The following is a 19,353-nucleotide window of genomic DNA, read 5'->3' on the forward strand; positions in this document are numbered from 1 at the left end:
GTGCCGCACCTCGATGCGCGGCATCTTTGCCGTTGGCGACGTCACCGGCGAGCCGATGCTGGCGCACCGGGCGATGGCGCAAGGCGAAATGGTCGCCGAGATCGTCGCCGGCCACAAGCGCGGCTGGGACAAACGCTGCATTCCCGCTATCTGCTTCACCGATCCGGAGCTGGTCACCGCAGGCCTGTCGCCGGAGGAGGCAAAGGGGCTCGACGGCGACATCAAGGTCGGATTGTTCCCCTTCGCCGCCAATGGCCGGGCGATGACGAAGATGGGTGAGGAGGGGTTTGTCCGGATCGTTGCCCGCGCGGACAACCATCTGGTGCTCGGCATCCAGGCGGTCGGTCACGGCGTGTCGGAACTGTCGACGGCTTTCGGCCTGGCACTGGAAATGGGCGCGCGGCTGGAGGATATAGCCGGCACCATCCATGCCCACCCGACACAAGGTGAGGGTTTTCAGGAAGCGGCGCTGAAGGCGCTCGGGCATGCGCTGCATGTTTAGGGCCCGCCGGCCTCGCGCGCTCTCCCTTCTCCCACAAGGGGAGAAGGAAAGAAGCTCCTCAACCAGCCAACCGGCTCACCATCTCATGCTGCGCATAGGCGTGGCCGAAGCGGTTGGCTAGGAAGGCGTCGAGCGCGATGTCTTCCTGCTTGATGAAGCCCTTCGCCGGCAAGGTGCCGTCGGCCAGCATGTCAAGGACCGCGCAAATGGCTGACGCGGTGGTGATCTGGATGGCGCTGCGCACCATGTCGCCGACGCGCTTGGCGTAGATCTTGTTGGCGTAGGTTTCCTGCAGCAGGCGGCCGTTCTTGCGGCCGCTGACGGTGACGAAGACGATGACCACGTCCTGCAGCGTCGCCGGCAGGGCGCTCTCGAAAATGTCCTTCAGCACGTCGCGGCGGTGGCGCAGGCCGAGATCGTTGAGCAACGCCTTCATGATCGCGGCGTGGCCGGGGTAGCGGATGGTGCGATAGTTCAGCGTGCGCACCTTGCCCTTCAGCGTTTCGGCCAGCGTGCCGAGCCCGCCGGATGTGTTGAACGCCTCGTAGGTGACACCGTCGAGCGAGAATTCCTCGCGCTCCTCCAACGGCGGCACCTCGATCAGCTCGCCTTCGACGATCGCCTCGCAAGGCTCGCAATATTCATTGATAACGCCGTCCGTGCTCCAGGTCAGATTGTAGTTCAGTGCATTCGACGGGTACTGCGGCAGCGCCCCGACCCGCATGCGCACGCTTTCCAGGGTGTCGAAGCGGCTGGCGAGATCGTTGGCGACGATCGAGATGAAGCCCGGCGCCAGCCCGCATTGTGGGATGAAGGCGCTGTTGGCGGAGCGCGCCAATTGCTTGACGCGCCTGGTGCTGACGACGTCCTCGGTCAGGTCGAGATAATGCACGCCGGCGCTGACCGCCGCTTCGGCGATGCGCGTGGTCAGGTGGAAGGGGGCGGCGCTGAGCACGGCGAATTTGCCGGCCAAAGCGGCTTCGAGCGTGCCTGATGCTTCGATGTCGAGTTCCAGCGTCTTGACCGTTTCAGGCAGTTCGGCCGCGCCGAGCTGTGCCGCCGAGCGGTCGACGAGGGTGACGCGGTAGTCGCCTGTGGAAGCCAGCATCTCGGCGATGGTCGAGCCGATCTTGCCGGCGCCGACAACTATGATTTTCTTCATAACCAGTTCCCTCGCCCTACCTTTGCTCAAGACGAGAGAATCGCAGCTTGCCTGTCGAAAGGAAGCGTGGAATTGTGCGAAACGAAGCGTCTTATTGATCAAAATGCCGATGAGGTTCGTCGAAAGTGCTTAGCAACGCCGAACAGGCCCTGCTTTCCCTGCTGCGGGCGAATGCGCGCGCCTCGACGGCCGAACTGGCGCGGCGGCTCGGCGTGTCGCGGACGACCGTGCAGAGCCGGATCGAGCGACTGGAACAGCGCGGCATCATCACCGGCTATGGCGTCAGGCTTTCGCCCGACTACGAACAGGGGCTGGTGCGGGCGCATGTCCTGCTCACCGTCACGCCCAAGCTTGCCGACAAGGTGGTGCGCAGCCTGCAGGCGCTGCCGCCGGTGCGGACGCTGCATTCGGTGAGCGGCAATTTCGACATGATCGTCATCGTCGATGCGCCGTCGATTAGGGATCTCGACACGCTTCTCGACGAGATCGGCTCGATGGACGGGGTCGAGCGGACATCGTCCTCGATCATCCTGTCGACGCGGATCGATCGCTGACAGGCCTTCAGCCGACATGCCGTCGCACAACAATGTTCGAGAGAGCGGGTGTCCGCTCCTTTGATCACTGGTGCCGCGCGGCGCGGCGGACACTCTGCACCAGGATGGCGAGGCTGCCGATTAGCAGCAGGATGCCGCCAAAGGACGGCGGCAGCGCCAGAAACTTCACCGCCGCCGTGATCGCCGCGATCAGCAGCAGGCGAGCAGCGCCAGATTGCCGTCGTCTGGGGCGGCATCCGACCCCGATTCTCACAAATTTGTATGCCATTTGAGCTTGTCGGCGCTGCCTCTGCCTTGGCGACCGAACCGTTGAACGTCTCTTGGCGCTCAACCGCCGATCAGATCCAGAAACGGCAGATTGCTGGCCATCAGGCCAGCGTCGACATTCAAGGTGGTGCCGGTAATGCCGCTGGCAAAGGGCGACGCCAGGAATGCCGCGGCGCGGGCAACCTCGACGGGCTCGACCAGCCTGCCGAGCGGATAGAGCTTGCCGACGGCGGCGAGGATCTCCGGCTTGTGGGCGAGGCGATGCTCCCAGGCTCCGGTGCGGATCGAGCCGGGAATGACGGCGTTCGCCCTGATGCCGTTGCGGCCTTCCTCCGTGGCGATGGCGCGCATCCAGGCGTTGAGTGCTGCCTTGGCGGCGGCATAGGCGGGGTTGCCGAAATGGGCTTGTGCGTTGACCGAGGAGATGAACACGAAGGCCGCGCCCTGCGGCTGGTTGCGCATGACGGGAAGCAATGCCTGCGACAGCACGGCGGCGCTGCGGAAATTCAGATTCATTTCGCGGTCGAGGGCGGTCGTCGAGACATCGGCGAGCGTTTCCGCCCGCGTCCAGCCGGCGTTGGAGATGACCGCCGCCGGTGCCGCGCTTTCGCCGATGCGCTTGGCAAATGCCGTCACGGCTTCGTCATCGAGCAGGTCGAAATGATGCACTTCCTCTATTCCGGCACCGGTCAGGTCGGTTCCCTCACGGTCGCACGCAATAAGCCTTGCCCCGCATGCGGACAGGACGGCGACCAGCGCGCTGCCGACGCCGCCAGCCGCACCTGTCACAACCACGCTGCGGCCACTGAAATCGATCATGCGGCTCCTCGCTTTTCCCTGGCCGATCCTCGCCTGCCGGATGACTTGACGCAACCACCTGCCACGCAGGATGCTGGTGCTCTTGTAATAAAGCAACATGAATTCCAAAAAATGTTGCTTTCCAACACGGCCTGTATGAGAATCGCCGCGGTCGGCGTAGACCTTGCGGCAGGAAACCGGAAACCGGCGCAGCGAAAGAGCCGAACCGCGCGGACTCTCCGGCGATTGCCGCCAATGTTTTGAACAGGAGACTTTCCTTGCCCAAGCAGTGTTTTGGAACATCCCACGTGCCGCTGTCGCCGGCGGTCCGGGCCGGCGACATGGTCTATGTCTCCGGCCAGGTGCCGGTCGGCAGCGACGGCACCGTGGTTGTGGGCGGCATCGCCGAGCAGACCGAGCAGGTGCTTTCGAACGTCCAGGCGGCGCTGGCGCTGGCCGGCTGCAGCATGGACGACGTGGTCAAGACGACAGTCTGGCTCGAGGACGCGCGCGACTTCAGCGCTTTCAATGCCGTCTATGCCAGGCATTTCCCAAAGGATCCGCCGGCCCGCACCACGGTCGAGTCACGGCTGATGATCGACATCAAGATCGAGGTCGAGGCTGTCGCCTACAGACCGATTTGACGAAAAACGGGAACGGAGCCGGACGCCGATGCAATTTGATCTTCTCCTGAAGGGCGGCCGCCTTATCGATCCGGCGTCCGGCCTCGACGCGCAACGCGATCTGGCCATCGCCGGTGGCCGCATCGCCGCGATCGATTCCGACATCCCGTTCGAGCGTGCCGCACGCGTCATCGACGCCACCGGTTCCATCGTCGCGCCCGGCCTCATCGACCTGCACAGCCACGTCTATTGGGGCGGCACTTCGCTTGGCGTCGATGCCGACCGCCTCGCCGCAAAAAGCGGCACCACCACCTTCATCGATGCCGGAAGTGCTGGCGCCGGCAACTTTCTCGGCTTTCGCCGCCATGTCATCGAGCGCTCGAAGGTCCGCATCCTGGCCTATGTCAACATTTCCTTTGCCGGCATTTTCGGCTTCTCGCAGACCGTTTCGGTCGGCGAGTGCAGCGATCTCCGACTCTGCGAACCGCGCGAGACGGTGGCGGCGGTGCGCGAGCACGCAGACGTGATCGTCGGCGTAAAAGTCCGCTCGGGTCGCCATGCCGGCGGCAGCAGCGGCATCGCGCCGGTCGATCTGGCGCTCGAGGCCGCCGACCAGGCCGGCCTGCCGCTGATGGCGCATATCGACGAGCCGCCGCCGGGCCGCTCGGAAGTGCTGCCGCGGCTGCGCAAGGGCGACATCCTCACCCACTGCTTCCGGCCGTTTCCCAACGCGCCGATCTTCGCCTCCGGCGCGGTGCGGCCCGACATGCGGCTGGCGCGCGAGCGCGGCGTCATCTTCGATATCGGCCACGGCATGGGCTCATTCGACTTCGAGGTCGCCAAGGCGATGCTCGGTGAGGGGCTGGCGCCTGATGTGATCAGCAGCGACGTGCATCTCTACTGCGTCGACGGTCCCGCCTTCGACATTCTGGTCTGCATGTCAAAACTGCTGGCGCTCGGCATGCCGCTCGTCGAGGTGCTGCGCGCCGCAACGCAGCGGCCGGCCGAGGCGATCGCAAGGCCCGAGCTTGGCACGCTGGCGGTCGGTGCCATCGGCGACGTCGCAGTGCTGCGGCTGCGTCCGGGCCGCTTCACCTTTGTCGACGCCGTCGGCGCGTCGCTGATCGCCGAGCAGAGGCTGGTCTCGGATGGTATCGTGGTCGGCGGCACCTGGTGGCCGAACGAGGCCGTGGACGATCTGAGCGATATCGAGCGCTTCGAAGCCCATGCCCACGACACGCATGTCGATGTCGTGGCCAGGCATTTCGGGCATGGGCACGGGTGAGGCTGTGCGCTCTCCCCTTCTCCCCCTTGTGGGAGAAGGTGTCGCCGAAGGCGACGGATGAGGGATGTTCCAGAGAGCACCAGCGCCTCATTCCGTCCAGCACCCCTCAACCGTCTTGGTGCTGCGCGCCAATCCACCTTCTCCCACAAGGGGAGAAGGGAAGGCCTGGAGCTACCGCCCCGACGCCCCATAAACCGGCGTCGGAACTCCTTCCATCCGCGCCTTGATCTGCAGCGCGACGAACTTCGAATAGAAGCGCGATAGCGCCAAATTGCCGCCGTGGAACCATAGCGCTTCCTGCGCCGTCGGCTTCCACATGTTGCGCAATTCGCCTTGCCATGGTCCGGGGTCGCCTTTCACGCCCGAGCCAATCCCCCAGCACGGCCCGACCTTGTCGGCGACCTGGCGCGAGACGATCGCCGCCACGGTCTCGTTCATCGATTGATAGCCGGTGCAGGAGATGACCGCATCGGCCGCCAGTTCGGTGCCGTCGTCGAACAGGATGCCTGTCGGCGTCAGCGACTTGATCTCGACGCCGCTGCGGATGCCGATCTCGCCGTCGATGATCAGATCGGAAGCGCCGACGTCGATGTAATACCCCGAGCCGGTGCGGTAGGCCTTCATCAGCAGCCCGGTCTCGTCGTCGCCGAAATCGATGGCGAAGCCGGCGTTGCGTAAGCGGTCGTAGAAGGCCGCGTCGCGCGCCTTGATGATGTCGTAGAGCGCCCGCTGGTTTTGCGGCAGCAGCGCGAACGGCGTCGAGGCGACGATCATGTCCGCTTTTTCGGTGGTGATGCCGCGCGCTAGCGCTTTTTCCGAAAAGATCTCGAACCCGACCTCCATCAGCGTGTCTGATTTGACCACCGTCGTCGGCGAGCGCTGGATCATGGTGACCTCAGCACCGCTTTCCCAGAGGTCGACCGCGACATCGTGCCCCGAACTCGCCGCGCCGAGGACCGCGACGCGTCTGCCCCGGAAATTCTCGCCGCTGGAATACTGGCTGGAGTGCAGGACCTCGCCCTGGAAAACATCGGCGCCGGGGAGGTCGATCTGCCTCGGTGGGCCATAGGCGCCGGTTGCGAAGACAATGTGCTTCGGCTTCAGCGTGATGCGCTCGCCGGCGCGATCGACCTCGACCGTCCAGACCTTTTCGGCCTCGTCATAGCTGGCGCTGACGCATTTCGTAGAGGTCCAGTAATTGAGCTCCATGACGCGCGTGTACATTTCCAGCCAGTCGCCCATCTTGTCCTTGGGCGTGAACACCGGCCAGTTTTCCGGAAACGGGATGTAGGGCAGATGGTCGTACCAGACCGGGTCGTGCAGCACGAGCGAGCGATAGCGGTTGCGCCAGGAATCGCCGGCCCGCGCATTCTTCTCGATGATGACGGCCGGCACGCCGAGCTGCCTGAGCCGTGCCCCCAGCATGATGCCGCCCTGGCCGCCGCCGATGACCAGACAGTAGGGCTGCTCAATGGCGCCGAGATCACGCGCCTCGCGCGCTCTCGCCTCTGCCCAAGTCTCGCGGTCCGGGTCGGCCTTGTGGCGTACACCCAAAGGCCGCGCCGGCCCTTTGCGCTCCTCAAAGCCCTTGAGGTCGCTCATCGCCGTGAACAGCGTTCGGCATCGGCCGTCCTGCAGGCGCATGATGCCTTGGCCCCACGCCGATGATGTCTCGAAGGTGAACCAGGCCTCGACGATGCCTTCGTCGGAGCTCGCCGCGCCACTAAGCTGCCAGGCTGTCGGCTTTGTCCTCGACAGCGTGGCTTCCAGCATGTCGCGGACCGCCGCACGGCCTTCCATCGTCTTAATGTTCCAGGTGAAGGTCAGCAGATCGCGCCAGTAGCAGTCCTCGACGAACAGATTGACCGCGGCCTCGGCATCGCCCGCGTCGAGCGACCGGGCGAGGGAGGAAAACCAGGTGGCCGCCTGTTTCGATGGTGCCATGTCGAGCATTTGTGGTCCTTCTACCTTTCCAAGTCGGCGCCGCCGCGCCTTTCCTTCTTCCACAACAAGGGGAAAAGGAGAAGCCGCGCCCCTCAATCCCCCAGCGGTTCCATCTCCTTGCCCGTCCTGTGGATCTGGGCGTTGTATTTGATGCGGCGGACCGTTTCGCGGGCCGAGCCGTCGAGCTTGTAGGCGGCCGCCACGGCCATCAGGTCGATCGCGGCGAGGAAAGCAAAACGCGAGGCGGTCGGCTTCAGCGTGTCGGGATATTCGGGAACCGCTACCGTCAGCCTGACGTCGCAGGCGCGGACAAGGTCGGTGTCGGGCGCGGTCACGCCGATCGCGTTGGCGCGGTAATGCTTGGCGAGCTCGACGGCCTCGATCACTTCGCGCGTGCGTCCCGTAGCCGAGATGGCGATCACCAGATCGCTGGGCTTCAAGGTCGAGGCGGTCATCCGCATCAGATACGGATCGCATTGGGCGCTGACGGTGATGCCGTAGCGGAACAGCCGGTACTGGGTCTCCTGCGCCAGCGCCGACGAGCTGCCGCCAAGGCCGAACACCGTGACCTGGCGCGCCTTGGCGATGAACTCGGCGGCCTTCACCAGCTGCGCCGGATCAAGCTGCCGTTCGGCCTCCTGCAGCGCCCGGCGGGCCTCGCCGAACACGGCATTCCAGAACGGCATTCCATTGTCGCTGCTGGTGGGCGGCGGCTTGCTCAGATAAAGCGCGCCGACGACGAGGCTCTGCGCCAGCTTCAGCTTGAAGTCGCGCACGCCCTCGCAGCCGATGGCGCGGCAGAACCGGGTCACCGTGGGTTCGCTGACCTGGGCGCGCTGGGCGAGGACGGCATTGGAGGCGTCGACCGCGAACCTGACGTCGTCGAGCACGACATCGGCGACGCGCCGCTCAGCCGGGCGCAATTCACCGTAAGAGTCCTTCACCAGCGAAATGATGTCGGGGATGCGCCTGACATGATCGCGCCCATCTGGATCGCGCCCATCCGGGTCGCCGTCCGAGGTCGGCCGCCCCTGGCCGTCAGCTTCGGTCATGAGTCATCCCTGCCGTTCGTGGAACTCGACCTCTACCATGTTTGCGCACCGCTTGCCTGCTTCGCCTCACGCGGTCGCTGTCCGAAGTATGTAGGAAAGCTACAAGCTTTTCAAGAAATAGAAAAGGCAATCTAAACAACAATGTAACCGTGGTACAAACGATCTCTCTGACTAGAGCAGCGGTCGCCGCTTGACAGTAAAGTAGGATAGTTACAGACTGATTTTTACGGACGGATGACCCAATGGATCATCGCGCAACCTGCGAGGGGCGCATGAACGCGGGCAGTGCAAAAACCCCGAAGCTTGGCGTGCAGGCCGCGACCAAGATCTATCATATGGCTTCCGGCGACCTCCTGGCGCTGGATCGCTGCAGCCTCGACGTTCACGCCAATGAGATCGTCTCGATCGTCGGCCCCTCCGGCTGCGGCAAGACCACGCTTTTGTGGTCGATGTCCGGCCTGCATCGCCTGTCCAGCGGGACAATCCGACTCGACGGCAGAGAGATCACCGGGCCGCATCCGGATATCGGCATCGTCTTCCAGGAGGCAAACCTGCTGCCCTGGCGTAATCTTGACGCCAACATCCATTTTCCCTTCGAGATCAAGGGCGAGAAGCCGGATCGCGCCTGGATCGCCCACCTCGTCAATCGTGTTGGGCTCGACGGCTTCGGCGGCAAGTTTCCGCGCGAGCTTTCGGGCGGCATGCAGCAGCGAGCGGCAATCGTGCGGGCGCTGGCGCTGAAGCCCTCGGTGCTTTTGATGGACGAGCCGTTCGGTGCACTCGACAGTTTCACCCGCGAGGAGATGAACCGTCTCGTCGAGGAGATCTGGCTCGACACCAAAACCACCATCGTCTTCATCACCCACAGCATCGAGGAGGCGATCTTCCTGTCCGACAGAGTGGTGGTGCTGAGCGCGCGGCCGGGGCGCGTTGCCCAGGAATATCGCGTGCCGTTTGCGCGCCCGCGCTCGCTGGAGATCATGGCGACGAAAGAAGTCTTCGACCTCACCAACACGATCAAGATGGACATTGTCGGCGAACGCGTACGACCGAAGGCGCGGGAGCGCGGCACCGCCGAAATTGTGAGGATCAGACCGTGAGCGAAGGCGACGCTATCCCGGAATTCTCCAAAACCAAGGCCGGCGAAGGTCACGACGTCAGCCTGACCAATCTTTCGGCGTTTGCCAGCGGGCCCGGCATCAGGTCGGGCGCCGAGGTCGCGGCCATCATCGCTGTCGCGGTGGTCATCATCGGCGGCATCGAGCTGGCGCTGCGGCTGTTCAATGTGCCGCACTACATCATGCCGGGGCCAAGCGCGATCGCCTACGCGCTGTACGACGAGTTCCCGCTGATCGCGCCGCATCTCGGCTACACGCTGGTCGAGCTGGTCTCCGGCTTCTCGATCGGCGCCATTATCGGCCTGGTGATGGCCGCGGTGATCACGCAATTCCCGTTCGCCGAAAAGATCGTCGCGCCCTACATCCTGATCCTGGTCACCACGCCGATGCTGGCGCTGGTGCCGCTTCTTATCCTGCGCTTCGGCTTCGGTTACACGCCGCGCATCATCGCGGTCGCGCTTGCCGCCGGGCCGATGGTGATGATCAATGCGGCGACGGGCTTTCGCCGCGTCGACAGCGCCAAGATCGCGCTGGCGCGTTCCTATGGCGCCAGCACCTTGCAGATATTCTGGAAGATCCGCGCGCCGATGGCGCTGCCGATGATCCTTGTTGGCCTGATGATCGGCGCGATCTTCGGGCTGCTGACCGCGGTGGGCGCCGAGATGGTCGGCGGCGGCTTCGGCCTCGGCAACCGGCTGACCACCTATTCGTCGATGATCCAGATGCCGCAATTCTTCGCGGTGGTTCTGATCCTCTCGACCCTCGGCATCCTGATCTACGTGCTGTTCTTCCTGATCGGCAAGAAGTGGGCGAGCTGGGAGGCGTAGTGCATGTCGCCCAAAAGTGCGCAGCGGTTTTGGGTTACGACGTAAAACGAGGACTTAGCGCGCGGGGTAATGATGGCGCCTGGGAGGCGGGCGACAGGTAAGAAACTATCGGCCAGCAAAAGGGGAAATGCCATGACCAAGGAAAGTCACATCAGTTTCAAGGCGGGGATCAGCCGCCGCTATTTTCTGCAAGTCGCCGGAGCAGGCGTGGTGACCGCCACCGCGCTCGGCGCCTCGGCGTTCAGGGCACAGGCCGAGCCATACGGCAAGTTCACCTGGATTTCGCCGCGCGGCACGCTCGAAGTGCTCGACGACTATCCCTATTGGGCGGCCAAGAAGGCAGGCTATTTCGGCGACCTCGACACCGACATGCAGCCGGGCCCGTCGGACGGCACCGCGACGGTGAAGTTCGTCGATGTCGGCCAGGCTGACATGGGCTTTCCCTCGCCCGGCGTCTTCTCCTTCGCCATCCAGAACGGCATGAAGCTCAAATCCGTGTTTCACATGGGGGCGCGCGACACGTTCAGCTTCGCCTTCCGCAAGGGCGAGGGAACGAACGACCTGAAGACGCTCGAGGGCAAGACCATCCTGCTCGGCTCCGCCGCATGGCAGTCGATCACCGATCCGCTGCTGGCCTCGCAAGGCGTCGACATCAAGAAAGTCAAGTATGTCGAGGCCGGCTGGCCGACCTGGGGCACCGCACTGGCCGGCGGCCAAGGCGATGCGGCGCTGTCGTGGGAAGGGCTGCGGGCCGAATGGATCGCCAAGAACCTCGACTTCGAATACTGGCTCGGCGTGCAGAACTCGAAGCTGCCGGCGAACACTTTCGTCGTGCGGTCGGCCGATCTCGATGATCCCGACCGCAAGGCGTTCCTGGAGAAATACCTGCGCGGCTGGGCGATGGGCCTGGAATTCGGCTACCAGAATCCGCGCGCGGCCGTCGAAGCGGTGTTCGAGCAGTTCCCGACGCTGGCCAAGAATCTCGGGCCTGAGCTCGGCACCACCTCGATCCTGCAGCAGATCAACGTCTTCCGTGGCGACATGGATAAGCGCGAAGGCTGGGGTTCTCACGACATGGCGAGCTGGCAGGGCTTCTTCGACCAGATCCACAAGATCGGCCAGATCACCAGTCCGGTGAAGGCCGAGGACGTCTGCACCAACGAACTGATCGGCCCGGCCAATGATTTCGACAAGGCCAAGGTCAAGGCCGATGCCGACGGCGCCAAGCTGTCGGAGGGCTTTGCTGCGCTCGACGTCGAGAAGATCAAGGCGCATCTGTTCGACTCAGCGGTCAAGTAGGGCACTTGGTGACGATATGGGCGGCGATTGGGTCGCCGCCCCAACTAAATCAAAAAGGGAGGTGGCTTTGACCGACAAGGTGAAAGTGCTGGTGATTGGTCTCGGCAATATGGGCGCGTCACACGCCAGCGCCTATTACAGGCTCGACGGTTTTGAGATCGTCGGCATCATGAGCCGCACGATCAAGAGCAACCCGAAGATTCCGGCGGAATTAGCCGGCTATCCGCTCTACGAGGATTTCGACCAGGCGCTGAACGAGACCAGGCCGGATGCCGTTTCCATCAACAGCTGGCCCAACACGCATGCCGAATATGCGCTGAAGGCGATTGCCGCGGGCTGCCACGTGTTCATGGAAAAGCCGCTCGCCACCAATATCGAAGATGCCGAAAAGGTCGTCGCTGCGGCCCGCGCCAGGAACCGCAAACTGGTGCTCGGTTATATCCTGCGCGTCCACCCGTCATGGATCAAGTTCATCGAAGTCGGCAAGACGCTCGGCAAGCCGCTGGTCATGCGCCTCAACCTCAACCAGCAGAGCAGCGGCAGCGCCTGGCACTGGCACAAGAACCTGATCGATTCGCTGATCCCGATTGTCGATTGCGGCGTGCACTATGTCGATGTGATGTGCCAGCTGACCGGCGCCAAACCGGTCCGCGTTCACGGCATCGGCGCGAAATTGTGGGCCGATGCCGCCAAGCAGAATTATGGCCATCTGCACGTCACCTTCGATGACGGTTCGGTCGGCTGGTATGAGGCGGGCTGGGGCCCGATGATGAGCGAGACGGCCTATTTCGTGAAGGACGTGGTCGGCCCGAACGGCGCGGTCTCGATCGTCGCCGGCCAGACGGCAAGCAGCGCGGCTGAACTTGCCGAGGTGTCGAACTCGGCCGATATCGACCGGCACACCAAGACAGATGCGCTCAAGATCCACTATGCCGAGGTCGACGGCGACAAGAATTTCAAGAAGCCCGACGAGATCGTCAGCATGGAGGATGAGCCCGGCCACCAGGAGCTTTGCGACCGCGAGCAGGCATTCTTCCTGCGCGCCATCCGCGAGGATCTTGATCTGACCGAGCAAATGGATGCCGCGGTCAACAGCTTGCGCATCGTGCTTGCCGCCGAGCAGAGCATCGCGGAAGGGCGGACGGTCGAGTTGGGGTAAGGTGATCCGGCTGCGGGCTCGAAGAAGAGATGCCAGCAAGGCCAGTCGCCTCAGTCGAATGAGCGACCCCGTGTTGAGCGTTTAAGGGCCGATCCTGGCGCCGCCCCTCATCGCCCTGCCGGGCACTTCTCCCCGTATAGTGACGGGGAGAATTCCGCCAATCTCTGGCGTTGCAGAGAGGAAACGGCCACGGTTAGTGGCCAATTGAGCGCCCACGCAAAAACGCACCACCGGCCCGAAGCCGGTGGTGCTCTCTGGACAGTCTGTAGGGGCAGGACCGTTCCAGGGATCCCTTAGGATCGGACTCAAATGTCGGCTTTTCCTTGACCCATGGCATCGGCCGAACAGATGAAGGAGCCTGCCAACTGGCTAAGAATCTCGACAGTGCAATGCGCCGCCGAGCAGCGCCATGATTTGCAATATTATTCGGCTGCGTCAGGAATTTCGCCGGAGGTGTCGTCGGATGTCTCTGCCGGATCGGCCTTTCTTGCCAGGAACTTGTCCAAGGCTGCCTGCAAGGACAGGGTGGCCTGCGGTGAGGCCGGCGTCGTAGAAACGACAGCCATCGCATGGGCAATTCCCCGAGTGGACTTGTCCTTGGCCGCCGCAGACGTTGCGGCTCCGTGTCCCTGCGATCCAGCCGCAGCCGAATTTCCGCCATTGCCGTTGCTTGCGCCGTTACCCTTCCCGCCGCCATTGCCGCCGGGTCCGGCGAGGACTGGAGACGCGACAAGGGCGAGAGCGGCGACCGTTGCGAACAGACTGGTTCGAGTTTTCATAAATTCCTCCTTCGAGCCGCCCTCCCGCCAGGATGGTTCCGGACTATGAATATGAGGACTCTCTAATGTGGTGGTCCACTATTTAGCCAGTGTGGTTTAAATGCACCTTTCCGCAAGGGACCTTGGTCCAAGATTGAAAAGCAAAGGTCCTAAACTCTATCGGGGCCGTATTCCGCGCGGCGAACAAAGCGCCTGCATGCCACAACGCAGCCGGCAAGGACAAGCTCGCTCCGTCTTCTGGGTGATGCCGTGCTGCCGCCAAAACGAAAAAGCCGCGGCGAACCGCGGCTTTTCGATGCTTGATTCCCTGGAAGGAAACTGGAGCGGGTGAAGCGATTCGAATGCTCGACCCCAACCTTTGATGGAGTATGCTGGAGTCGGCTCGCCGAGCATTCAGTTCTTCCGCTCGCTCCAACCTTAAAGTCGAACGCTCCGCTCCCTGGTTTGTTGCCGGGCACACTACCCCTTCCGAGCTCCGGCGGCTGGTCGAGAAACTCGTAGACAAGCCAAAAGAGGCTCAGTAGTAGCGACCGCCGCTGCTATCGGCAGCACAAAGCGAGCAGCTGTGCTCTTTTAGGAAAAAGGGCTGCCGGTCCGCATGCTTGTGAGGAACGAACCGACATTGCACAATTGGATGCGCTGGCTTTAGCTCGCTGGCGCTTCCTTGTGACCCGATTCCAAGGTAGGAGCGAAGCCATTCCTCTCGAGCCGCCCTCCCGCCAGCATGGAATGTGAGGACTCTCCAATATGAAAGGTCCACTATCAGCCAGTTTGGTGCTGCCCAAAAAACCAAAAAGCCGCGGCGAACCGCGGCTTTTGGAAACTGGAGCGGATGAAGCGATTCGAACGCTCGCCCCAACCTTGGAAACGTCAATTTCTGCCAACGCCACTCTATCCGAATCTCCGCAACCAGAATCCGAGATGGTCAATACCAGTGAAATGATGCAGGTTCTTCTGGACCAGCTGGCAAGCAGGCCGCTAAGTAGACGCAGCTTCCTGGTTTCAGCTATGGACCCTCTTGGGTAATACAAATTGAAAAATTGCGCCCTCATGTTTCAAAACAGGTCGGTAGACTCGCGAGGATGGTTTCGTGCGGGTCACCGGCGGTCCTCAAACCGAGAATTCTAAAAGACTTTCAACAATGACCCAGCACGCACAAAATGCTCGAATTCTCATGTACAGCCACGACACGTTCGGGCTCGGCCACTTGCAGCGCTGCCGGACGATCGCGCATTCGCTGGTCGAGGATTTCCGCGGACTTCAGGTGCTTATCATTTCGGGTGCGACTATCGCTGGCGCCTTCGACTACCGCGCCCGTGTCGACTTCGTGAAGATCCCCAGCGTCATCAAGTTGCGCAACGGCGAATACACTTCGCTGGAAAAGGATATCGATCTGCATGAGACGCTAAGGATGCGCCAGTCGATCATCCGCCATACAGCCGAGACCTTCCGGCCGGATATCTTCATCGTCGACAAGGAACCGCTCGGCCTGCGCGGTGAGATCGAGGACACGCTGTCCTACCTCAAGACGCGGGGCACCACGCTCGTGCTTGGCCTGCGCGAGGTGATGGACGCGCCGCATCTGCTCGAAGCAGAGTGGGCACGCAGGGATGTGATGCGCAAGATAGGCCTGTTCTACGACAAGATCTGGGCCTATGGTCCGCCGGATTTCTACGATCCGTTGACCGGCCTGGAGGTGCCGCCGGCTATCAGGGCAAAGATGAAGTTCGTCGGTTTCCTGCAACGGAGCCTGCAGAAGAACGAGTTGCCCGGCCACCGGCCCGAGGGCGACTATATCCTCGTTACCACCGGTGGCGGCGGTGACGGCGCCGATCTGATCCACAGCGTCATCGATGCCTATCAGCAGGATCCGCAATTGCAGCATAGGGCGTTGATCGTGCTTGGGCCTTACATGCCGGCGCGCAAGCGCAACAAGCTGCTCAAGAAGGGGTCCAAGATCCCCTATATCAGGATCATCGAGTTCGACAACCGCATGGAAGAGCTCATTGCCGGCGCCAAGGGGGTAGTGGCGATGGGCGGTTACAACACCTATTGCGAGATACTGTCGTTCGACAAGCCGGCGCTGATCGTGCCGCGCGTCAAGCCCCGCGAGGAACAACTGATCCGAGCACGGCGCGCAGCCGAACTCGGCCTCATCGAAATGCTTTTGCCGGAAGAAGCCGAGGATTCCCAGCGGTTTGCCAATGCACTGGAGGTGCTGCCGGACCGGCCCGGCCCATCGCAGAGCCATCCGCATCTGACGCTGGAAGGGCTGCCTCACATTTCCGAAATCGTCGCGGAACTGCTCGACCGGCGGGGCGGCCATCACCTTTCGGTCATTGAAGGCATGAACTGAGTTGCAACATCGCAAGATCGTCGTGGTTCTGAAGGGATATCCGCGGCTGTCGGAAACGTTCATCGCGCAGGAACTGCTCGGTCTGGAGCGTGCGGGGTTCGACCTGATACTGGTCTCGCTCAGGCGGCCGACCGACGCAAAACGCCACCCCGTGCATGACGAGATCAAAGCGCCCGTCCATTATCTGCCGGAATATCTGCATGAAGAGCCGCTACGCGTGGTTCGCTCGCTGTTTGCTTATCTGCTGCGGCCGGGCTTCTGGCGCGCGCTCCGATCGCTTTGTACCGATATCCGCCGCGACTTTACCCGCAATCGCGCGCGCCGCTTCGGGCAAGCGCTCGTGCTGGCGGCCGAATGGCCGGAAGGCGCGGGCTGGCTGCATGCACATTTCGCGCACACACCGGCATCGGTGACGCGCTATGCCAGCCAGCTTCGTGGCCTGCCCTGGAGCTGCTCGGCCCACGCCAAGGACATCTGGACTTCGGCGGACTGGGATCTGGCTGGCAAGCTTTCCTCGGCGCGCTGGACGGTCACTTGCACAAAAGCCGGCTTCGACCGTCTGAAAAAACTCGCTAACGGCAACTCGTCTGTGCATCTGAGCTATCATGGGCTCGACCTTGATCGCTTCGGCGGTTTCGGCGAGGCGCGAAAACAGCATGACGGCTCGGCGCCGGATGAACCGGTTATCATTCTGAGCGTCGGGCGCGCCGTTGAAAAGAAAGGTTACGATACCTTGCTGAAGGCCCTTGCCCTCTTGCCTGGTGATTTGGCGTGGCGTTTCGAGCATATCGGCGGCGGCGAGGAACTGGAACGGTTCAAGGCGCTGGCGCAAAAGCTCGGCCTGGATGGTCGCGTCTCCTGGAAAGGCGCGCTTGCGCAGGAGGAGGTGCTTGAGCACTACCGCTGCGCCGACATCTTCGCCCTGGCCTGCAGGATCGCCGCAAATGGCGACCGGGACGGTCTGCCGAATGTTCTGGTGGAGGCGGCTAGCCAGCGACTTGCCTGCGTGTCGACCGATATTTCCGGCGTGCCGGAGCTTTTATCGCCGGATGAAACCGGGCTGCTGGTTCCGACGGAAGACCCAATTGCCTTGGCACGGGCGCTGGAGCGCCTGATCCGTGATCCCGTGCTGCGCGCCCGCCTCGGCGACGCCGCAGAGCGGCGCGTGCGAGGCAATTTCGATCATATGGCAAGCATTGGACAGCTCAAGGAACTGTTCGAGCGGGAGTGGCGGGCCGCCGAATGAAGCGGCTGCGCGCTTTCTTCTATGTCCAGCACCTGCTCGGTATCGGCCATCTCGCGCGCGCCAGCCGCATTGCGGCGGCTCTGGTCGATGACGGGTTTGACGTAACAGTCGTGACCGGCGGAGCGCCGATCGCGGGGTTTCCGGGACTGGGTGTAAAATCTGTAACCCTGCCACCTGTCACCTCCGGTGATGAACGATTTTCCGGACTTGTCGACCTGCAGGGCAATCCGATCGACGATGATTTCAAGAAATGGCGTTCAGAGATGCTGCTGCAGGCATTCCGGGATTGCAGGCCTGATATCGTCATCGTCGAGGCGTTTCCATTTGGACGCCGGCAGATGCGTTTCGAACTCCTGCCGCTGATCGAGGCCATCGACGCGGCGTCGCCCAGACCGCTGCTGGCGACGTCCGTCCGTGATATCCTTCAGGAGCGCGTAAAGCCGGGCCGAAACGAGGAAACGGTCGATCTCATCAACAGGCATTTCGACCTTGTCATGGTCCACGGCGATCCGGCTTTCGCAACCATCGACAAGACATTTCCACTGGCTGAGGCGATCAGGGCCGAGGTCACCTACACAGGGCTCGTTGCCGCGCCGCCATCGCCCGCGGCCTCCGAGCGCTTCGACGTTCTGGTGTCGGTTGGCGGCGGGGCTGCTGGAAAGAGCCTTGTCAGCTCCACCATCGCAGCGGCGCGGAATGCCAAAAACGCTTGGAAATGGTGTTTGATCACCGGCCCAAACCTGCCGCAAGACGAGTTTGACGCGATCGCACGCGATGCCTCGCCGGTCCTGTCCATCTTCCGGTTCCGCGAGGATTTCGCCAGCCTGCTCACCGGCGCCCGCCTGTCGGTCTCGCAGGCGGGTTACAACACGGTCTGCGATGTCCTGCGCGCGGGTTGTCGCTGCCTGCTCGTTCCATTTGCAGTCGGCGGGGAAACCGAACAGACGGTTCGCAGCCTGATGCTCGAAGAACTCAGTCTTGCAACGGTGCTGATGGAAAAGGACCTAACGCCTGAAGGTTTGGCGCAGGCGATCGAACAGGCGCTTGTGGGACCGACGCCAGCCGCGCATCGTCTTGATCTGGAAGGCGCGCATCGCTCGGCGCAAATCCTGCGCGAGCGGTATCGAACATGGTCCCTAAGTGGAGCCCGGTTTCGGAAAAGTTCATGATCAAACAGACGATAGATGCTAACGCGCGTCACGTCTGGCGAGGTTCGTGCGACGCACTACGCACTGTTGGGCGAAATGCATCAAACAGTTCCAATCAGCATGAAGCGGGTATAATTTTTTGTCGGCAGTTCGCCGGAGAACCGCACCTCCCGTAGCGCCGCCATTGCTTCGAAGGCTGCAAGTGAAGCCACGCAGTTGATGTGCGTCGGCTCGCTGAAATAATCGTTCGATTGCAGCAGTACAGTCGTGCCCCGCGGAAGCAGAGCAAGCCAGGCGCGCAGATCGGCTATGTGTTCGCAGCTCGTATTGACCACCAGGTCGGGCCGCCCGGCCGCATAGTCGAGTGCGTACATATCTGCCGTCAGCGCGCGGAACCGGTCGCCGGCTCCCCGGTTGAGGGTCCGGGCGACCGGCGCGACTTCGGGATCGATGTCGATGCTATCGACCGCCGCGATGTCGAAGCGGGCGTCGTTGAAAAGCATCGCCGGCAACACGCCGTACCATCCACCCAGAACCCATATGCGCCCGAATCGGCCGCCGCAGCTTTCGAACAGCCTGTCGAGCGCCCACATCTTGCAGGCGACCTGCTTGTGGTTGAAGGCATTGGCGATATCGGCCTTCGGATGCTTGGTGATGACGCGCGCCAGCCCTGCCACCAGAGGGCAGTTGACATAGGCAGCAATTCCCCGCGTGAGGTCAAAGGCTTGCTCGTGCCAGTCCAGGCCGGCATTGCGTGGTTGCGTGACATCCATCATATTCGTCTTGTATGTTGGGATTTCGGGCGACACAACGCAATCTTGCCTCCCGGAAGGCTGTTGATTCGCGGACGTGATTATGCTGCAAGCCGCTTCGCCATTGCCCGGTGCCGGAGAGAGCCTGTTGCATCTGTCCGGACCATCGGCGTCCATCCGCCAGCACCAGCGGCGCAGCGGCCTCGTGCTGCTCGGCTATTCGCCAAAACCCTATGGAAGCCGCGAACCGTCTGGCCAGCTGCTTTCTTCGCTGATCAACAATGCCCATAACGTTGTCATCGACCATGCGCCGGAACTGGATCGCGCCGCCTCGCAGGTTCCTTCCATCGTTGAGCGCAGGACAATCTCCGTGCGCTGCAGCTTCGAGCTTCTCGTTGCCGACGAAGAAATTGCCGGTACGCCATTCGCCAGCAGGTGCGTTTACATCCTGCATCCTTGCAACTGAAGGGTCCACAGCCGCA

At 62.6% G+C, this 19,353-nt stretch carries 19 protein-coding genes and 1 pseudogene; 13 read left to right on the top strand and 7 right to left on the bottom strand.

Annotated features, from left to right (window positions below):
* Positions 1 to 502: pseudogene (locus EOA85_RS02345) on the top strand (dihydrolipoyl dehydrogenase); the annotation flags it as partial.
* A 58-nt stretch (positions 503 to 560) separates the two neighbouring features.
* Here EOA85_RS02345 and EOA85_RS02350 read toward each other — a convergent pair.
* Positions 561 to 1,670: a saccharopine dehydrogenase family protein gene (locus EOA85_RS02350; protein ID WP_281033693.1), complete on the bottom strand. Its 1,110-nt coding sequence runs from the start codon at positions 1,668 to 1,670 to the stop codon at positions 561 to 563.
* 119 nt (positions 1,671 to 1,789) lie between these two features.
* Between EOA85_RS02350 and EOA85_RS02355 the strand changes: the two genes are divergently transcribed.
* Positions 1,790 to 2,218: an Lrp/AsnC family transcriptional regulator gene (locus tag EOA85_RS02355; protein ID WP_127208203.1), complete on the top strand. Its 429-nt coding sequence runs from the start codon at positions 1,790 to 1,792 to the stop codon at positions 2,216 to 2,218.
* A gap of 64 nt (positions 2,219 to 2,282) precedes the next feature.
* Here the strand turns inward: EOA85_RS02355 and EOA85_RS37235 are convergent, their stop codons facing one another.
* Positions 2,283 to 2,486, bottom strand: a complete 204-nt coding sequence (locus EOA85_RS37235; protein ID WP_164759453.1) for a hypothetical protein — start codon at positions 2,484 to 2,486, stop codon at positions 2,283 to 2,285.
* Positions 2,487 to 2,545: 59 nt separating this feature from the next.
* Positions 2,546 to 3,304, bottom strand: a complete 759-nt coding sequence (locus EOA85_RS02360; RefSeq protein WP_127208204.1) for an SDR family oxidoreductase — start codon at positions 3,302 to 3,304, stop codon at positions 2,546 to 2,548.
* A gap of 257 nt (positions 3,305 to 3,561) precedes the next feature.
* Here EOA85_RS02360 and EOA85_RS02365 point away from each other — a divergent pair, with 257 nt between their 5' ends.
* Positions 3,562 to 3,927 (top strand): RidA family protein, encoded by a 366-nt coding sequence (locus tag EOA85_RS02365; RefSeq protein ID WP_127208205.1) that lies wholly within the window; start codon positions 3,562 to 3,564, stop codon positions 3,925 to 3,927.
* A gap of 28 nt (positions 3,928 to 3,955) precedes the next feature.
* On the top strand, positions 3,956 to 5,191 hold the full coding sequence (locus tag EOA85_RS02370; RefSeq protein WP_065006514.1) for an amidohydrolase/deacetylase family metallohydrolase: 1,236 nt from the start codon (positions 3,956 to 3,958) through the stop codon (positions 5,189 to 5,191).
* Between the two features lie 171 nt (positions 5,192 to 5,362).
* Here EOA85_RS02370 and EOA85_RS02375 read toward each other — a convergent pair whose 3' ends face one another.
* Together EOA85_RS02375 and EOA85_RS02380 are read right to left on the bottom strand one after the other, a co-directional pair.
* Complete coding sequence (locus EOA85_RS02375; RefSeq protein ID WP_065006515.1) at positions 5,363 to 7,144, bottom strand: NAD(P)/FAD-dependent oxidoreductase; 1,782 nt, start codon at positions 7,142 to 7,144, stop codon at positions 5,363 to 5,365.
* A gap of 83 nt (positions 7,145 to 7,227) precedes the next feature.
* Positions 7,228 to 8,187 carry a MurR/RpiR family transcriptional regulator gene (locus tag EOA85_RS02380; protein ID WP_127208206.1) on the bottom strand — a complete coding sequence of 320 codons (960 nt, stop codon included), beginning with the start codon at positions 8,185 to 8,187 and terminating at the stop codon, positions 7,228 to 7,230.
* Positions 8,188 to 8,459: 272 nt separating this feature from the next.
* On the opposite strand from EOA85_RS02380, the gene EOA85_RS02385 reads away from it, so the two are divergent.
* The 4 genes from EOA85_RS02385 to EOA85_RS02400 all read left to right on the top strand — a co-directional run bounded on the left by EOA85_RS02385 (position 8,460) and on the right by EOA85_RS02400 (position 12,590).
* Positions 8,460 to 9,287, top strand: coding sequence for an ABC transporter ATP-binding protein (locus tag EOA85_RS02385; RefSeq protein WP_095520164.1), 828 nt, complete (start codon positions 8,460 to 8,462; stop codon positions 9,285 to 9,287).
* Complete coding sequence (locus EOA85_RS02390) at positions 9,284 to 10,132, top strand: ABC transporter permease (protein ID WP_127208207.1); 849 nt, start codon at positions 9,284 to 9,286, stop codon at positions 10,130 to 10,132. The genes EOA85_RS02385 and EOA85_RS02390 overlap by 4 nt, the downstream gene beginning before the upstream one ends.
* A gap of 132 nt (positions 10,133 to 10,264) precedes the next feature.
* A complete protein-coding gene (locus tag EOA85_RS02395) occupies positions 10,265 to 11,431 on the top strand; it encodes an ABC transporter substrate-binding protein (protein ID WP_127208208.1) in 1,167 nt (388 codons plus the stop codon).
* A gap of 67 nt (positions 11,432 to 11,498) precedes the next feature.
* Positions 11,499 to 12,590, top strand: coding sequence for a Gfo/Idh/MocA family oxidoreductase (locus EOA85_RS02400; RefSeq protein WP_127208209.1), 1,092 nt, complete (start codon positions 11,499 to 11,501; stop codon positions 12,588 to 12,590).
* Between the two features lie 422 nt (positions 12,591 to 13,012).
* Here the strand turns inward: EOA85_RS02400 and EOA85_RS02405 are convergent, their stop codons facing one another.
* Complete coding sequence (locus EOA85_RS02405) at positions 13,013 to 13,369, bottom strand: hypothetical protein (RefSeq protein WP_127208210.1); 357 nt, start codon at positions 13,367 to 13,369, stop codon at positions 13,013 to 13,015.
* Between the two features lie 747 nt (positions 13,370 to 14,116).
* On the opposite strand from EOA85_RS02405, the gene EOA85_RS02410 reads away from it, so the two are divergent.
* From EOA85_RS02410 to EOA85_RS02425, 4 genes are all read left to right on the top strand, one after another.
* A complete protein-coding gene (locus EOA85_RS02410; RefSeq protein ID WP_127208211.1) occupies positions 14,117 to 14,395 on the top strand; it encodes a hypothetical protein in 279 nt (92 codons plus the stop codon).
* A gap of 115 nt (positions 14,396 to 14,510) precedes the next feature.
* A complete protein-coding gene (locus EOA85_RS02415) occupies positions 14,511 to 15,725 on the top strand; it encodes a glycosyltransferase family protein (RefSeq protein ID WP_127208212.1) in 1,215 nt (404 codons plus the stop codon).
* Between the two features lies 1 nt (position 15,726).
* Positions 15,727 to 16,971, top strand: coding sequence for a glycosyltransferase (locus EOA85_RS02420; RefSeq protein WP_127208213.1), 1,245 nt, complete (start codon positions 15,727 to 15,729; stop codon positions 16,969 to 16,971).
* Positions 16,968 to 18,140, top strand: coding sequence for a glycosyltransferase family protein (locus EOA85_RS02425; protein WP_127208214.1), 1,173 nt, complete (start codon positions 16,968 to 16,970; stop codon positions 18,138 to 18,140). Before EOA85_RS02420 ends, EOA85_RS02425 begins: the two co-directional genes overlap by 4 nt.
* Positions 18,141 to 18,220: 80 nt before the next feature.
* Here EOA85_RS02425 and EOA85_RS02430 read toward each other — a convergent pair whose 3' ends face one another.
* A complete protein-coding gene (locus EOA85_RS02430) occupies positions 18,221 to 18,892 on the bottom strand; it encodes a class I SAM-dependent methyltransferase (RefSeq protein ID WP_127208224.1) in 672 nt (223 codons plus the stop codon).
* A gap of 184 nt (positions 18,893 to 19,076) precedes the next feature.
* On the opposite strand from EOA85_RS02430, the gene EOA85_RS02435 reads away from it, so the two are divergent.
* Positions 19,077 to 19,337 carry a hypothetical protein gene (locus EOA85_RS02435; protein WP_245485576.1) on the top strand — a complete coding sequence of 87 codons (261 nt, stop codon included), beginning with the start codon at positions 19,077 to 19,079 and terminating at the stop codon, positions 19,335 to 19,337.
* Positions 19,338 to 19,353 lie beyond the last annotated feature (16 nt).

This window comes from Mesorhizobium sp. M5C.F.Ca.IN.020.29.1.1, from assembly GCF_003997375.1.
In the GTDB taxonomy this organism is placed as follows: domain Bacteria; phylum Pseudomonadota; class Alphaproteobacteria; order Rhizobiales; family Rhizobiaceae; genus Mesorhizobium; species Mesorhizobium wenxiniae.

Excerpts from the sequence above, each read along its gene's own strand:
- EOA85_RS02395 (WP_127208208.1), top strand. The coding sequence starts at position 10,265 with ATGACCAAGGAAAGTCACATCAGTTTCAAGGCGGGGATCAGCCGCCGC.
- EOA85_RS02430 (WP_127208224.1), bottom strand. The coding sequence starts at position 18,892 with ATGGATGTCACGCAACCACGCAATGCCGGCCTGGACTGGCACGAGCAA.
- EOA85_RS02415 (WP_127208212.1), top strand. The coding sequence starts at position 14,511 with ATGACCCAGCACGCACAAAATGCTCGAATTCTCATGTACAGCCACGAC.
- EOA85_RS02385 (WP_095520164.1), top strand. The coding sequence starts at position 8,460 with ATGAACGCGGGCAGTGCAAAAACCCCGAAGCTTGGCGTGCAGGCCGCG.
- EOA85_RS02375 (WP_065006515.1), bottom strand. The coding sequence starts at position 7,144 with ATGCTCGACATGGCACCATCGAAACAGGCGGCCACCTGGTTTTCCTCC.
- EOA85_RS02380 (WP_127208206.1), bottom strand. The coding sequence starts at position 8,187 with ATGACCGAAGCTGACGGCCAGGGGCGGCCGACCTCGGACGGCGACCCG.
- EOA85_RS02425 (WP_127208214.1), top strand. The coding sequence starts at position 16,968 with ATGAAGCGGCTGCGCGCTTTCTTCTATGTCCAGCACCTGCTCGGTATC.
- EOA85_RS02370 (WP_065006514.1), top strand. The coding sequence starts at position 3,956 with ATGCAATTTGATCTTCTCCTGAAGGGCGGCCGCCTTATCGATCCGGCG.
- EOA85_RS37235 (WP_164759453.1), bottom strand. The coding sequence starts at position 2,486 with ATGGCATACAAATTTGTGAGAATCGGGGTCGGATGCCGCCCCAGACGA.
- EOA85_RS02410 (WP_127208211.1), top strand. The coding sequence starts at position 14,117 with ATGAAAGGTCCACTATCAGCCAGTTTGGTGCTGCCCAAAAAACCAAAA.
- EOA85_RS02405 (WP_127208210.1), bottom strand. The coding sequence starts at position 13,369 with ATGAAAACTCGAACCAGTCTGTTCGCAACGGTCGCCGCTCTCGCCCTT.
- EOA85_RS02360 (WP_127208204.1), bottom strand. The coding sequence starts at position 3,304 with ATGATCGATTTCAGTGGCCGCAGCGTGGTTGTGACAGGTGCGGCTGGC.